This is a genomic window from Nonomuraea sp. ZG12 (assembly GCF_052068115.1).
GTDB lineage: Bacteria > Actinomycetota > Actinomycetes > Streptosporangiales > Streptosporangiaceae > Nonomuraea.
Genome location: NZ_JBQHCW010000011.1, coordinates 73650 through 87041, shown reverse-complemented (window position 1 = coordinate 87041; position 13392 = coordinate 73650). Strand labels below are relative to the sequence as shown.

Sequence of the window (13392 nt, the reverse complement as noted above, 5' to 3'; positions counted from 1 at the left end):
CATGACGATGACAGGTGAGACCACGGTGGAGCCGGAGACCAGGCGCGGCACCGAGATCCGGCTGGAGCACGTCACCAAGGACTACGGGCTCGCGGCTCCGGCGGTCGACGACATCTCGCTGACGATCGAGCCCGGTGAGTTCATGACGCTCCTCGGGCCGAGCGGCTCGGGCAAGACGACCACCCTGAACCTCATCGCCGGTTTCGAGACGCTCACCGCCGGCACGATCGCGCTCAACGGGACCGACGTGAGCGACGTGCCGCCGCACCGGCGCAACCTCGGCATGTTGTTCCAGAACTACGCGCTGTTCCCGCATCTGACGGTCGCGCAGAACGTCGCGTATCCGCTACGTGAGCGCAGGGTCGGGAAGCGGGAGATCGCCCGGAAGGTCGCGGAGGTGCTCGAGCTCGTGCAGCTCACCGGGCGCGACGACGACCACCCCTCGCAGCTCTCCGGAGGGCAGCAGCAACGGGTCGCGCTGGCCCGCGCGATCGTCTTCGAGCCGGAGGCGCTCCTCCTGGACGAACCGCTCGGCGCGCTCGACCGCAACCTGCGGTCGGCCCTGCAGACGGAGATCCGGCGGATCCATCGCGAGGTCGGGTCCACGTTCGTCTTCGTGACGCACGACCAGGAGGAGGCCATGAACCTCTCCGATCGCATCGCGCTGTTCAACAACGGGCGCATCGAGCAGATCGGCACGCCGCAGCAGCTGTACGCCGAGCCCGAGACCCTGTTCACGGCGCGGTTCCTCGGCGATTCCAACGTGTTCGAGCTCGGGCGGGCCGCCCTCGAAGAGAACGTCGCGTGGGACGGCGAGAGCTGGGTCGTCGACCCTGGTACCGTCGCCGCCCACCCCGGCGTGCGCGCGAGCAGCGCGGTCGTGGTGCGGCCCGAGGACGTCGAGGTCGCCGGCGGCCGCGACGACGTGCCCTCCGGCGCCAACGCCGTACGGGCGACCGTGCGCGACGTCGAGTACATGGGCTCGTACCGCACGCTGCTGCTCGCCATGGGCGAACGCGGGCTGCCCGGCCGTACCCGCGTCAGCCCGCTGCTGGGGGACTACGCCATCGGTGACGACATCGTGGTGTGGTGGCGGCCGCAGGCGCAGCGGATCGTCGCGGCCTGACCGAGGCCCGTCCCGCGCTCCCGGTTTTGTTTCGGATCGTGAACCTCGTACCACAATATCCACACATATAAGGGCTATAAGTCCTATACCTATCCATTTGCGTCCGGTAATGTTCGCATATCGGGGATACGTAGTCGTATAGCGAACGACAGGGCTGGCCGACTCGGCAGCTCCCCATGAGAGGTAAGACAGATGGCTCGATCAAGAACGGCCCTCGCGAGCGCCGGCCTCACCGCGGCGGCGTTGCTGCTCGCCGCCTGCGGAGCAGGTGGCGACGCGGGCTCGGACGGGGCCGGCGGGGCGGAGCGGCTCACCTACGTCTCCTACGGCGGCTCCGGCCAGGACGCGCAGATCAAGGCGTTCCAGGAGCCCTACACCGCCGCGCACCCCGACGTGACCTTCGTCAACTCGTCGCCGGCCGACGTGGCCCAGGTGAAGGCGCAGGTGACGTCCGGCGTCGTCCAGTGGGACATCGTCTCGGTGGCGCCCGCGGCGGCGAAGCAGCACTGCGGAACCCTGTTCGAGAAGCTGAGCCTGCCCGGCCTGAACGCCGCGGACTTCGTCTCCAAGGCGATCGGCGAGTGCTACGTCGGCAACTTCGCGAACGCGAGTCCTTTCGCCTATAACGCCGACAAGTTCCTGGACCCGGCGAAGGCGCCCCAGACGATCAAGGACTTCTTCGACACGGCGAAGTTCCCGGGCAAGCGGGGCGTCATCACCAACCTGCAGAACGGCATCCTGGAGTACCCGCTCCTTGCCGAGGGCGTCGCGCCCGACAAGCTCTACCCGCTCGACGTCGACCGCGCCCTGAACAAGTGGGCCACCATCCGCCAGGACACCATCTTCGCGCCGAACGTGGGCGCGCTGCAGCAGGCGGCCAGCTCCGGCCAGGTCGACATGTTCCTCCTCTCCGACTCGCGCCTGATCGCGCTGCTGGAGGAGAAGAAGAACATCAAGATCGTCTGGGACACGACCGTGGTGTCGGTCAACGCGCTCGCCGTGCCGCTCGGCACGAAGCACAAGGCGACCGCGCAGGACTTCCTGCAGTCGCTGGTGCAGCCCGGCCCGGTCGCGAAGATCTCCGAGATGCTCGGGACCGTGCCGGTCAACCTCACGGCCAAGCCGAAGCTGACCCCCAATGGCAAGCTCGTGGAGGTGTACGGGCCGGTGAACACCGGAAAGACCGTGGTCCAGGACATCGACTGGTATGCCCAGCACTGGGACGACGTCACGACCAAGCTCACCAACTGGCTGGTGGGCTGAGAGTTGACTCACAGGCTCGCGTCCCGATTCAGTTCTCCATGTGAACTAGAATTCAGTCATGGCGAACATTGACGTGACCGGCGAGGGTTCCGGCTCCGACATCCAGGCGGTTCAGCGGGTCGGTCAGATCTGCGCGCTCTTCGGTCCGCGTACGACCGAACTCACGGCCGCCGACGTGGCCGAGCGACTGGGACTGAACCGGACGACGGCGTACCGGTACTGCGCCTCGCTGGTCACGGCCGGCATACTCGAGCGCGGGCAGCGCCGCGGCACCTTCGTCCTGGGCGGCCTGATGGTGCAGCTCGGGATACACGCACTGGCCCGGCGGCGCGTCGTCGAGATCGCGCCGCCGTACCTGGCGGAGCTCAGCGCCGCCGTCCGCATGACGACCGTGCTCGGCGTCTGGGGCGCACGCGGACCCGTCGTGGCCATCGTCAACGAGGACCTCAGCCGCACTCTCGTCGTGACGGTCCACGCCGGCACCCAACTCGACCTGAACTCGTCGCAGTTGCGGGTCTTCCTGGCCTGCAAGGACGAGCAGGCGTTCGAACGGATCACGGAGGGCGTCTCGGACGCCCGGCGGGCGGAGCTGGAGGCGGGGGTCTTCATGGCCCGGCGCAACGGCTACAGCATCACCAGCCACCCCGACGGCCTCTTCGCGGCGGCGGCGCCCGTTTACGACGAGTACGGCATCTGCGCCACCGTCGCGGTGCTCGGCGCCGACCAGATGGCCGACCTCTCACCCGGGTCGCCGGCCCTCACCAAGCTCCTTAGCATCGCCGCCACGCTCAGCGACGAACTGGGCGGCGGCCAAGAGAGGAAACGTATTGCCGAGCTATGACGAGATCGCCGGTTCGAGCTGGGACGTCTTCGGACCCGGCGATCAGCTGGGCACCGTCAACCTCCTGACCCCCGAGCGCGTGGCGGCGGGGGCCCGCCTGATCCGCACCGGACGCCGGATCAACCTCGACTACCCGATCAACGCCTTCGAGCCCTACCCGACCGGCACCAGGCATCGGACCGAGCACCACGTCTTCGCCAACAACGAGTTCCACCGCGACGACTGGCTCGACTCGTTCTACCTGCAGTCCACCTCCCAACTCGACGCGCTGCGCCACATCGGGCATCCGCAGCGCGGCTTCTACGGTGGGCTCCCGGCGGCCGACAACAACGAGAGCTCGACGGCACTCGGCATCCACAACTGGGCGGAGTCGGGGATCGCCGGCCGCGGCGTCCTGCTCGACGTCCCCCGCTTCTTCGCGCTGGAGGGCCGGCCGTACGACTGCGAGCAGACGATCGCGCTCGACGACGTGACGCTCGACGCCATCGCGCGCTCGCAGGGCGTCACCTGGCAGGGCGGCGACATGCTGCTGCTGCGCACCGGCTGGGCCGAGAACTACGTCGCGAAGTCGGTCGAGGAACGCGTCGAGTTCAACAAGCGCAACAAGTCCCCGGGGCTGGCCCAGCGGGAGTCGGTCCTGCGCTGGCTCTGGGACCACGAGATCGCGCTCGTCGCGGGCGACAACCCGGCGGTCGAGGCCGACCCCGTGATCGAGTCCGATTTCCGCACCGACGGCGACCGGCCCCCGGAGCGGGGCGTGGATCACAGCGGGATGCTGCACCGGCCCCTCATCGCCCTCCTCGGCATGGCGATGGGCGAGCTCTGGAAGCTCGACGACCTCGCCGCCGACTGCGCCGCCGACGGGGTCTACGAGTTCTTCCTGACGTGCAAGCCACTGAACCTCGTCGGCGGTGTCGGTTCGCCGCCGAACGCCCTCGCCCTCAAGTAGCGGTCATCGCACCGGCAGGAGAACCATGAAGTACGTCACGGCCGGGACACTCCGGCTGCCGCCCCGCGTCCACTTCGGCTACGGATCACGCGCGCAACTGAGCGAGGTGCTGCGCCTCCATGGCCGCTGGGTGCTCGCGATCGTCGATCCGTTCCTCATCGAGACCCCGATCTTCAGGGAGACGATCACCAGGCTCGAGGCCGACGGCTTTCACGTCGCCGTACACAGTGACATCAGCCCGGAACTCCCCACCGCGTCGCTGGACGCCGCGGCGGCGTTCGCGCGGGAGCACGCGCCCGACGTCATCCTCGCCATCGGCGGCGGCAGCGCGCTGGACGCCGCGAAGCTGGTCGGCCTGCTCGTCACCCACGGCGGGCCGCTGAGCCGGTACTACGGGGAGAACCTGGTCCCAGGGCCTTCGCTGCCCCTCGTCGCCGTCCCCACCACCGCCGGAACCGGGTCGGAGGTGACCCCGGTCGCCGTGGTGTCCGACCCGGAGCACGAGATGAAGGTGGGGATCTCCAGCCCGTACCTGATTCCCACCGCCGCGATCGTCGATCCGGAGTTCACCCTCGGCGCTCCCCGGAGCGTGACCGCGTTCGCGGGCATCGACGCCCTCGTGCACGCGGTCGAGTCGTACACCGCGGCCCGGCTCGAACCGTCCTGGGACACCACCCTGCCCGTCTTCACCGGCCGGAACGCGTTCACCGAGAGCGTGGCGCTGCGCGCGGCGGAGCATCTCGGCTCCTCGCTGGCGGCGGCGGTCGGCGACCCCGGGAACCGCGGGGCCCGGGAGGAGGTCGCTTTCGGCAGCCTGCTCGCCGGCGTCGCGTTCGGCGCCACCGGCACCCACCTCTCGCACGCCCTCCAGTACCCGATCGGCGCGGCCACCAAGACGCCCCACGGGCTCGGCACCGGCCTGCTGCTTCCGTACGTCCTGCGAGCCTGCCTCACCGACGCCGATGCCGACGCCGAGGTCGCCGAACGGATCGCCGCGATCGGCGGCGCCCTGGGATCCACGGCGGCCACCACGGAGGCCAGGGCCCGCGACGCCATCTCCTCGATCGTGGCGCTCAACCGCACGATCGGCGTGCCGGCCTCCCTTCAGGAGATCGGGATCACCCGGCGGCAGCTCCCGCACCTCGCCGAACTGGCCTCGCGCTCCACCCGGCTGATCGCGATCGCGCCCGTCCCGGCGCCACCCGCCCTCCTGCTCGACATCCTCGAACACGCCTACACCGGACGGAGCGACTCATGACCTATCTCGCGGACCTCTTCATCGACGGCGAGTGGCGTCCGGGCGGCGGTGAGCGCTTCGACGTGATCGACCCCGCCGACCAGACCGTCATCGCCCGGTTCGCCGCCGCCACCGAGGACGACTGCATGGCCGCCGTCGACGCGGCCGCGAACGCGCAGACCCGCTGGGCGGCCACCGCGCCCAGGGAGCGGAGCGAGCTGCTCCGATCCGCGTACGAGGTGCTCACCGAGGAGGTCGAGCAGTTCGCGGAGATCATCGTGCGGGAGAACGGGAAGTCCTGGTCCGACGCGGTCGGGGAGGCGAACTACGCCAAGGAGTTCTTCCGCTGGTTCGCCGAGGAGGCCGTGCGGATCCCCGGCGACTATCGTCTCTCGCCGGCCGGGGACAAGCGCATCGTCGTCGACCGGCAGCCGATCGGCGTCTCCCTGCTGATCACCCCGTGGAACTTCCCCGCCGCCATGGCCACCCGGAAGCTCGCTCCCGCGCTGGCCGCCGGATGCACGACCATCCTCAAACCGGCCAGGGAGACCCCGCTGACGGCCGCGTACATCGTCGAGGTGCTGCGGCGCGTCGGCGTCCCCAGCGGCGTGGTGAACCTGGTGACACCGGTGCCGACAGGCCCCCTCGTGGCCAAGATGATCAACAGGCCGGAGGTGCGGAAGCTCTCCTTCACCGGCTCCACCGAGGTCGGCCGCGACCTGCTGCACGCCTGCGCCGACAGCGTCGTGAGCGCCTCGATGGAGCTCGGCGGGAACGCGCCGCTCATCGTGCTCCCCGGCGCCGACATGGACGTCACCATCGAGGGGGCGATGCTCGCGAAGATGCGCAACGGCGGCGCGGCCTGCACCGCCGCCAACCGCGTGTACGTGCACAGCTCGCGGCACGACGAGTTCGTCGAGCGGATGACCGCGGAGCTGGCCGCCCTGTCCGTCGGCCCCGGCCTCGACCGCTCCCGGCAGGTCGGCGCGCTCGTCTCGATCGCCGAACGCGACAAGGTCGCCGAGCTCGTGGACACCGCCGTCTCGGAGGGCGCGACCCTCGTCCACGGTGGCACGTCCTCCGAGAAGGGCGCCTTCTATGACGCCACCCTGCTGACAGGCGTACGGCACGGGTCGCGCATCACCTCGACCGAGATCTTCGGCCCCGTCGTGACCGTCGTGGCCTACGACGACGTCGACGAGGCGGTGCGGATGGCGAACGACACCATCTACGGGCTAATGGCGTACGTGTTCGGCGAGGAGCGCGAGGCCGTGGCCGTCGCCCGGCGGCTGGAGGCGGGGATGGTCGCGGTCAACCGGGGTGTGGTGAGTGATCCGGCGGCGCCGTTCGGCGGGGTCAAGCAGAGCGGGCTCGGACGGGAGGGCGGCTCGGAGGGGATCCTCGAGTTCCTCGAGGAGAAGTACATCGCCCTGACCGAACCCCGGATCGGTTGAAGGCACGTCACTCGATCAGGTGCCGTGGCGGGCGAGGTGGTCGGCGGCGCGGATGGGGTCGGGGAGGCGGAAGCGGGGGGCGAGGCGGAGCACCTGGTCCGTGGCCGTGTCGAGGGTGATGCGGTGGCCTTGGGAAACGTACACCGGCTTGATGGCCCGTTGGGTGCGCAGGGCGCGGCCGACTGTGGTGTCGTCGAGCACGATGGGGGTCCATGAACCGCGTTCACGGTCGGGGGTGGTGTGGGTGCCGACGAAGGGGGTCTTGGCGACGCCGAGCGATGGCAGGCCGGTCAGCAGGCCCAGGTGGCAGGCCAGGCCGAACCTGCGGGGGTGCGCGAGGCCGTAGCCGTCGCAGACCAGCAGGTCGGGGGTGACGGTGAGGCGTTCGAGCGCCTCCACCAGGGCGGGCAGCTCGCGAAAGGCGAACAGGCCCGGTCGGTACGGGAACGCCGCCTTGCCGTGCACCACCACCTGCTCCACCACGGCCAGGGTGCCGGCGTCGAGCACGACCACGGCGGCGGACAGCGCGTCGACGCCGTGGTAGTGCACGTCCAGGCCCGCCACGGTGGTGAAGTCGGTGGGGCCGGTCAGCTCGACGTGAAGGCGGAGTCGCTCCTGGATGGCCTCTGCCTCGGGGACACTGGTCGGCCAGGGGTGAAGCTGGTTCACATGCACTGACCAAAGCTAATGGACCAGCAGTCAACGCGGGTCGATCGGGGTCAGCGACCGGTTCCGGTCCTCGATCGCCTCGGCGGCGTCGAGGCACAGGTCCTCCCGGAAGCGCCGGCCGATGAGCTGCACGCCCTGAGGCAAGCCGGCCGCCTCACCGGTCGGTACGGCCACGGCGGGGAGGCCGAGAAGGTTGACGGCCACGGCCATGCGCAGGGCCGCCGGCCATCCGGCGAGCCATGCGGCGTCGGAGTCGGCGCCGACTGTGAACGCCGGGCCGGTGCTGATCGGTGCGAGCACGAGCGGGGTCTCCAGCATCCACGCGTGCCAGGCCCGTGCGATCTGGGCGCGTTCCAGCAGGGGGTCGAAGGCCGGCTCGCCCCCGGCGCGGGTCCAGTGCGGCTGGTAATCGGCCCAGAAGCGGACGAATCCACCAGAGGCCAGGGACTCGACCGGAGGCTGCTTCTCGTGCGCCCGGCCGTAGGTGGACATGATCTGCGTGTAGATCTCTACGGCCCTGGTCAGCGCCGGAGGCGAGCCCTCCTCGACGACGTAGCCGGACGCGGTGAGCAGCTCCGCCGCTCGGCGCAGGGCGGCCGCGACGCCGGGATCCAGGTCCGGTCCGTCCGGGTCGGTGGCTAGACGTACCCGGATGGGAGGTTCGACCGGAGGGCCGTCGAGCGGCACCGGCGCGTGCCAGGGGTCGCCGCCTGAGCGTCCGCACATGTGAGCGAAGGCCAGCCGCAGATCGCTCACCCGGCGCGCGATGGGACCGTGCACGCCCAGCAACTGGAACGCGAACGGCGTCGGCCCGCCCCCGCCGCCCTGGGACACCCGGCCCAGCGACGGCTTCAACGCGGTGACCCCGCAGCACTGGGCCGGCCAGCGCAGCGAGCCCGCTCCGTCGTTGCCCAGGCCCAGCGGCGCCATGCCGGTGGCCACGGCCACGGCGTCACCCCCGCTGGAGCCGCCGGGCGTGTGACCGGCCGACCACGGGTTGCGGGTGGGACCGCGCAGGTCGTTGTCGGTGTGCCAGCGCATGCCGAACTCCGGCATGTTCGTCCGCCCGATCGGGATGGCGCCCGCCGCCCGCAACTCGGCGACATGCGGTGCGTCCGTGGCGGCGATCGCGTCGCGCAGCGCGACGATCCCCAGCGTCGTCGCCGAGCCCGCGACGTCGATGTTCTCCTTGACCGTCACGGGAACGCCGGTGAGCGGACCGGCCGTCGTGCCCGACCGTACGGCTTCGTCGGCCGCGTCCGCCGCCTGGAGCGCCGTCTCCTCCAGGACGACCGTGATCGCGTTCACCTCGGGGTTGACCTGGGCGATCCGCCGGAGATGCGCCTCGACCACCTCGCGGCTCGACACCTCACGCTCCCGGATCAGCCTTGCCATGTCCGAGGCGGACAACTCCCAGATCTCCGACATGCTTTCTCCCTTGGTGGTGGTGTGCCGAGGAATCTAGGGCCCGCTGCCGGAAGATTGCAGTCTTGTCTTTCCCGCGTGCGTCAGCCGCCCGGCTTCGGGCCCTCGCGGGTTGGCGCGTCCGCGGTGATCTGGGCCTTCGAGCGATACTTCCTTTCACTGGGAGTCGCGTGGTCGTCCTATTACAAGGGCCATAAGGGGAAATGCTGGGTAGTGTCAGGACCCATGAGCGATGTCCTGGTGCTGGTCGGCCCTGGGCTGGCCGCAGACGAGGCACTTCTCGGCGAGATCGCCGAGCGAGAGTTCGCCGCACTGGGCGTGCGTGGCGTGATCACGCACGTACGGGACGCAGCGGACGTCCGAGCCCGTACGCGCCCCCGACAGGGCACGAGTCCTGCGCCGATCCCGGCGACAACGCCCGCCGGAGCGCCGGGCAGGGAGAACGGATCAGGACACGTTCGCACGCCGGCAGCGGGTGACGGCGGGCTGGCGCGGCGGCGCGGTGCTCGGGTCCAGGCCACTGTGATCATCCCAGGGCCTGAGGAGGACATTCGGCGGCTGATGGGGGAGTCGCTCGGCTTGGTCGTCTGGCTGGACATCTGGAGGGCCGACGGCATCGTGGTGGGGGAGGGTGCCGCCCACATCCACGGTCGTGGGCTCGGCGGTCTGGCCTGGGCGATCCGGCATGCGGTACACCGCCTGCGCCACCCGTACCACCGCATTTCATACGGCCCGCACCACGAGCAGTGGGCGGACCTGTACCTCCCAGCGGAAGCCCGTACGGGGGCGTCCCAGGAGGAGATGTCCCGGAGGAAGGCGTCCCGCGAGCGAGCGGTTCCTATCGAAGCGGGGGCTTCGGAGGGGCTGGTTCGCGAGGGGGAGATTCCCTCCATGAGGGTGGTTTCCCCCGAGGGGGTGCAAGAGAGGGTCGGCTCTTCTGCAGAGGCGGGTCGCGAGGTAGTGGGGGCGCTTCTGGAGGGCGGCGAGGTAGCGGTGCCGGCTTCGGAAGGGGCGTTGGCGCCGTTGCCGGTGCGGGTGCCGGTCGTGGTGTTGGTGCACGGTGGATACTGGCGATCCGTATGGGCGGCCGATCTGATGGACGCGCTCGGCGCCGATCTCGTCGAACGTGGCTTCGCCGTGTGGAACCTCGAGTACCGCCGGCCCGACCTGCACGGCTGGGAGGTGGCCACGGCTGATGTGGCCGCCGGTCTGGACGCGTTGGCTTCGGCGGGAGCGCCGCTGGATCTGGGCAGGGTCGCGGTGGTGGGGCACTCGGCGGGGGGACAGCTCGCGTTGCGGGCGGCGGCGGACGGGGCCAGGGTCTCGCTGGCCGTGTCGCTGGCGGGGGTGCTGGACCTGGTCGAGGGCGACCGGCGGTGGCTCAGCTCGGGCGCGGTGGCCGTCGCGCTCGGTACGGTTGCGTCTCACATGCCGGACATCGCGGGTGGCGTACCCGGGAATGCGACCAGCCGTGAGCGGTCGGTGGCGGACGGGCATGAGGTGGCCAGGAGTGTGTACGGTGCGGCCAGCCCGATGCTCCGGTTGCCGTTGGGGGTGCGCCAGCTGATCGTGCAGGGGTCGGGGGACGATCTGGACCTGCTTGACTTCGGGCGGAGATATGCGAAGGCAGCCCACGACGCCGGTGATGATGTGAAATATCTGGAAATGGTGGGAGACCATTTCTCCGTCATCACCCCCGACACGCCCATCTGGCGCGCCACCGCCCTGAGCATCACCGAAGCCCTGCGGTAAGCCGCCGGCTCTGCCACAGCCGAGGGGCAACGGCCGGGTTCATGGACACGGTACGTGCCCCCTGGACACAACCCCCGCCGCCCCGTACCAAGGAGTGATGGAGGTCACGATCGTCGGCAGGATCGAGGCGGCGGGCCTGGCGCGCGCGGCGTGCCGGGGATGACGGACCGAAAGAGATGGTGAGCATGCTCTCGTACGCCAGCGCCACCGCGCGAACCCCGCTCCTGGGCGAGACCATCGGCGCGAACTTCGAGCGAACCGTGTCGCGCTTCCCCGACCGCGAGGCCCTGGTGGACGTGCCCACCGGCCGCAGGTGGACCTACGCCGAGCTCGACGCCGAGGTGGACCGGCTGGCGCTGTCGCTGCTGGCCCGCGGCGTCGCCAAGGCGGACAGGGTCGGCATCTGGGCGCCCAACTGCGCCGAGTGGGTGATCGTGCAGTACGCCACGGCCAAGATCGGCGCGATCCTGGTCAACGTCAACCCGGCCTACCGGGCGCACGAGCTCGCGTACGTGGTCGAGCAGTCGGGCATGCGGCTGCTGATCAGCGCCCTGTCGCACAAGGGCAGCGACTACCGCGCCATGGTCAAGGAGATCGGCTTCGCGGACGCCGTCTATCTCGGCGACCCGAGCTGGGAGCAGCTGCTGGCTAGGTCGGCGGAGCCGGGCGCGCTGCGGCGGCGGATGGCCGAGCTCGCCTTCGACGATCCGATCAACATCCAGTACACCTCCGGGACCACCGGCTTCCCCAAGGGCGCGACGCTCTCGCACCACAACATCCTCAACAACGGCTTCTTCGTGGGAGAGCTCCTGCACTACACCGAGGCCGACCGGGTGTGCCTGCCGGTGCCGTTCTACCACTGCTTCGGCATGGTGATGGGGAATCTGGGCGCGACCTCGCACGGCTCCTGCGTGGTGATCCCGTCACCGGGGTTCGACCCGGAGGCGACGCTGCGCGCCGTACAGCAGGAGAGGTGCACCTCGCTGTACGGGGTGCCGACGATGTTCATCGCCGAGCTGGGCGTGCTGCGCGGGTTCGACCTGTCCACGCTGCGGACGGGCATCATGGCCGGGTCGCCGTGCCCGGTGGAGGTGATGAAGCGCGTGGTCAGCGAGATGAACATGCGCGAGGTCGCGATCTGCTACGGCATGACCGAGACCTCCCCGGTGTCCACGATGACCCGACCGGACGACGACCTGGCGCGCAGGACCGAGACGGTCGGCCGGGTGATGCCGCACGTCGAGGTGAAGATCGTGCACCCGGAGACGCGGCTGACCGTGCCGCGCGGCGAGCCGGGGGAGCTGTGCACGCGCGGCTACTCGGTGATGCTCGGCTACTGGGAGCAGCCGGACCGGACCGCCGAGGCCATCGACGAGGCCCGCTGGATGCATACCGGCGACTTGGCCACGATGGACGACGACGGCTACCTGAACGTGGTCGGCCGGATCAAGGACATGATCATCAGAGGTGGCGAGAACGTCTACCCGCGCGAGGTCGAGGAGTTCCTCTACCGCCACCCCGACATCAGCGACGTGCAGGTGATCGGCGTCCCGGACGAGAAGTACGGCGAGGAACTGATGGCCTGGATCATCATGCGCCCGGGCGCCGTCCCGCTGACGGCGCAGGCGGTCAGGGAGTTCTGCGCGGGCCGGCTGGCCCACTACAAGATCCCCCGGTACGTCCACGTGGTGGATTCGTTCCCGATCACGGTGACCGGCAAGATCCGCAAGGTGGAGATGCGGGCGCAGGCGCTCGACCTGCTCGGGCTGCGCACGGCGGCCGAGCTCCGGAACGCCTGAGACACCCGGGTCAGCTAGACAAAACGGACAACCCCTAGCATGTCTCCGTGATCGTTGGTGAGGTGTTCGGCCTGCTCGGCGTCGGATTGGCCGCCGGGGTGGTCAGCACCGTGGTGAGCCTCGCCTCCATCGTGTCCTACCCGGCGTTGCTGGCCTTCGGGCTGCCACCGCTCACCGCGAACGTCACCAACACCGTCGCACTGCTCTTCACCGGGATCGGCGCCGCCTTCGGTTCCCGGCCGGAGCTCACGGGGCAGGCGCCGCGCGTGTTCCGGCTGGGCTGGCTGACCGCCCTGGGCGGCGCGACGGGCGCCGGTCTGCTCCTGGTGACGCCGTCGGAGACGTTCGAGCAGATCGCCCCCTGGCTGATCGGCGGGGCCTCGTTGCTGCTGGTACGCCCCCCGAGGGGTGAGCCGCACGGCGACCGCGGGCTGCTGATGCGGTTCGCGCTGTTCGCGGTGGCCATCTACGTCGGCTACTTCGGGGCGGCGGGCGGCATCCTGATGCTGGCCGTGCTCTCCTCCATGCTGGGCGGCGGCCCCGCCAAGATCAACGCGCTGAAGAACGTGCTGTCCGGGCTGGCCAACGCGGTGGCGGCACTGGGGTTCGCGGTGTTCGGCCCGGTCGACTGGGCGGCCGCCGCGCCCCTGGCCGTCGGCTTCCTGCTGGGCGGCTGGCTCGGGCCGAAGATCGCGCGGCGCCTGCCCGGCCAGAGCCTGCGCTACCTCGCCGCGGCCTGCGGCCTGGCGGTCGCGATCAAGCTGGGGTACGACGCGTACACGACCTGAAAGCCGGCCGCACGGCCTGAAGGCGTCCACGCGACCTGAAGGCGTCCACGCGACCTGAAGGCGTCCACGCGACCTGAAGGCGGCCGCGC

11 protein-coding genes are annotated in these 13392 nt (G+C 70.2%); 9 read left to right on the top strand and 2 right to left on the bottom strand.

All coding sequences use genetic code 11. The annotated features are described in order from the left end of the window. Position 1 precedes the first annotated feature (1 nt). The 6 genes from ACTMTF_RS27805 to ACTMTF_RS27780 all read left to right on the top strand — a co-directional run bounded on the left by ACTMTF_RS27805 (position 2) and on the right by ACTMTF_RS27780 (position 6870). Positions 2-1126 carry an ABC transporter ATP-binding protein gene (locus ACTMTF_RS27805; RefSeq protein WP_441113316.1) on the top strand — a complete coding sequence of 375 codons (1125 nt, stop codon included), beginning with the start codon at positions 2-4 and terminating at the stop codon, positions 1124-1126. A gap of 192 nt (positions 1127-1318) precedes the next feature. After that, positions 1319-2389 carry an extracellular solute-binding protein gene (locus tag ACTMTF_RS27800; protein ID WP_441113315.1) on the top strand — a complete coding sequence of 357 codons (1071 nt, stop codon included), beginning with the start codon at positions 1319-1321 and terminating at the stop codon, positions 2387-2389. A gap of 58 nt (positions 2390-2447) precedes the next feature. Further along, entirely contained in the window at positions 2448-3230 is a 783-nt protein-coding gene (locus tag ACTMTF_RS27795; protein WP_441113314.1) for an IclR family transcriptional regulator, read from the top strand. After that, on the top strand, positions 3217-4179 hold the full coding sequence (locus tag ACTMTF_RS27790) for a cyclase family protein (RefSeq protein ID WP_441113313.1): 963 nt from the start codon (positions 3217-3219) through the stop codon (positions 4177-4179). The genes ACTMTF_RS27795 and ACTMTF_RS27790 overlap by 14 nt, the downstream gene beginning before the upstream one ends. A gap of 25 nt (positions 4180-4204) precedes the next feature. Beyond that, complete coding sequence (locus tag ACTMTF_RS27785; RefSeq protein WP_441113312.1) at positions 4205-5437, top strand: iron-containing alcohol dehydrogenase; 1233 nt, start codon at positions 4205-4207, stop codon at positions 5435-5437. Further along, positions 5434-6870, top strand: a complete 1437-nt coding sequence (locus tag ACTMTF_RS27780) for an NAD-dependent succinate-semialdehyde dehydrogenase (RefSeq protein ID WP_441113311.1) — start codon at positions 5434-5436, stop codon at positions 6868-6870. Before ACTMTF_RS27785 ends, ACTMTF_RS27780 begins: the two co-directional genes overlap by 4 nt. A 15-nt stretch (positions 6871-6885) precedes the next feature. Here the strand turns inward: ACTMTF_RS27780 and ACTMTF_RS27775 are convergent, their stop codons facing one another. Both ACTMTF_RS27775 and ACTMTF_RS27770 read right to left on the bottom strand, forming a co-directional pair. Further along, complete coding sequence (locus ACTMTF_RS27775) at positions 6886-7545, bottom strand: endonuclease V (RefSeq protein ID WP_441113310.1); 660 nt, start codon at positions 7543-7545, stop codon at positions 6886-6888. 24 nt (positions 7546-7569) lie between these two features. Beyond that, a complete protein-coding gene (locus ACTMTF_RS27770; protein WP_441113309.1) occupies positions 7570-8967 on the bottom strand; it encodes an amidase in 1398 nt (465 codons plus the stop codon). Positions 8968-9189: 222 nt separating this feature from the next. Between ACTMTF_RS27770 and ACTMTF_RS27765 the strand changes: the two genes are divergently transcribed. From ACTMTF_RS27765 to ACTMTF_RS27755, 3 genes are all read left to right on the top strand, one after another. Next, positions 9190-10716 (top strand): alpha/beta hydrolase, encoded by a 1527-nt coding sequence (locus ACTMTF_RS27765; protein WP_441113308.1) that lies wholly within the window; start codon positions 9190-9192, stop codon positions 10714-10716. A 185-nt stretch (positions 10717-10901) separates the two neighbouring features. After that, positions 10902-12515 (top strand): AMP-binding protein, encoded by a 1614-nt coding sequence (locus ACTMTF_RS27760; RefSeq protein WP_441113307.1) that lies wholly within the window; start codon positions 10902-10904, stop codon positions 12513-12515. A 47-nt stretch (positions 12516-12562) separates the two neighbouring features. Continuing rightward, positions 12563-13303 carry a sulfite exporter TauE/SafE family protein gene (locus ACTMTF_RS27755; protein ID WP_441113306.1) on the top strand — a complete coding sequence of 247 codons (741 nt, stop codon included), beginning with the start codon at positions 12563-12565 and terminating at the stop codon, positions 13301-13303. Positions 13304-13392 lie beyond the last annotated feature (89 nt).

Coding starts and splice junctions, on each gene's coding strand:
- ACTMTF_RS27805 (WP_441113316.1), top strand. CDS start 2: ATGACGATGACAGGTGAGACCACGGTGGAGCCGGAGACCAGGCGCGGC.
- ACTMTF_RS27800 (WP_441113315.1), top strand. CDS start 1,319: ATGGCTCGATCAAGAACGGCCCTCGCGAGCGCCGGCCTCACCGCGGCG.
- ACTMTF_RS27795 (WP_441113314.1), top strand. CDS start 2,448: ATGGCGAACATTGACGTGACCGGCGAGGGTTCCGGCTCCGACATCCAG.
- ACTMTF_RS27785 (WP_441113312.1), top strand. CDS start 4,205: ATGAAGTACGTCACGGCCGGGACACTCCGGCTGCCGCCCCGCGTCCAC.
- ACTMTF_RS27780 (WP_441113311.1), top strand. CDS start 5,434: ATGACCTATCTCGCGGACCTCTTCATCGACGGCGAGTGGCGTCCGGGC.
- ACTMTF_RS27770 (WP_441113309.1), bottom strand. CDS start 8,967: ATGTCGGAGATCTGGGAGTTGTCCGCCTCGGACATGGCAAGGCTGATC.
- ACTMTF_RS27765 (WP_441113308.1), top strand. CDS start 9,190: ATGAGCGATGTCCTGGTGCTGGTCGGCCCTGGGCTGGCCGCAGACGAG.
- ACTMTF_RS27760 (WP_441113307.1), top strand. CDS start 10,902: ATGCTCTCGTACGCCAGCGCCACCGCGCGAACCCCGCTCCTGGGCGAG.